1 protein-coding gene is annotated in these 1,099 nt (G+C 44.1%); it reads left to right on the top strand.

Annotated elements, in window-relative coordinates:
- Positions 1-773 (top strand): leucyl aminopeptidase (locus tag ABN217_RS18975; RefSeq protein ID WP_349459814.1); only part of this gene is annotated, 773 nt, incomplete at its 5' end.
- Positions 774-1,099: the final 326 nt, after the last annotated feature.

The raw sequence follows: 1,099 nt of genomic DNA, 5'->3' as shown, positions 1-1,099 counted from the left end.
CTCTGATGTCTATTATGGAGTACAAAGGTAGCGCTGATCCTGAAGCAAAACCTATTGTATTACTCGGTAAAGGGCTGACATTCGACTCAGGTGGTATTTCTATCAAGCCAGCCGATGGCATGGATGAGATGAAATATGACATGTGTGGTGCTGCAACCGTTTATGGTGTAATGCGCTTTATTACCGAACTACAGCTACCGATTAACGTGGTTGGTGTTCTAGCCGGCTGTGAAAACATGCCCGGTGGTCGTGCTTATCGTCCGGGTGATATCCTTACCACGATGTCAGGCCAAACGGTTGAAGTATTAAATACAGATGCAGAAGGCCGCTTAGTATTGTGTGATGCGCTAACTTATGTTGAACGCTTTGATCCTGAATTAGTTATTGATATTGCAACGCTAACAGGGGCTTGTGTCATCGCATTAGGTAGCCACTATACTGGTTTGATGTCTAATCACAACCCGCTAGCTCACGAGCTATTGAATGCGTCGGAGCAATCTGGTGACCGAGCATGGCGCTTACCATTAGCTGACGAATATTTTGATCAAATTACACCTAATTTTGCAGATTTAGCGAATACAGGCGGGCGTCCTGCTGGTGCAATCACCGCAGGCTGTTTCCTATCGCGCTTCGCAACTAAGTATAGTTGGGCACACTTGGACATCGCAGGTACAGCATGGCGTTCAGGTAAAGCAAAAGGAGCAACGGGTCGCCCAGTCTCCTTGCTGTCACAATTTTTACTGAACCGCGTCGGTTTGAATGGTGACGATTAATCTAAATTGATTATTGTTCCTGAAAAATAAGCGTGCTCCCGAATCATGGCTATCCGTGATTCGGGATGTTATTTTTTAGGACAGTCAATTAAGCTCAACATAATCGATATAACTACCAACCGATTTTGAACCAGCAGCAAAACCAGTTATAATTCAGAAAGATTTCTGTAAATACAACATTTACGAAAGGATACTGAGTCGCTAGGCGCATACATAAGTATGTGATGAGTAGTGAATGAACGTAGTCAACAATGCTACGGCGCGAAGTATGACGGAATACATCCCCTAAATAATTCGTGTTGTAACTAGGCGACAAGTGAATGAGT

This window comes from Proteus sp. fly-1067, from assembly GCF_040139345.1.
Lineage (GTDB): Bacteria > Pseudomonadota > Gammaproteobacteria > Enterobacterales > Enterobacteriaceae > Proteus > Proteus vulgaris_B.
Note: the sequence above shows the minus strand (reverse complement) of the source record. Positions and strands in the feature narration are given on the sequence as shown.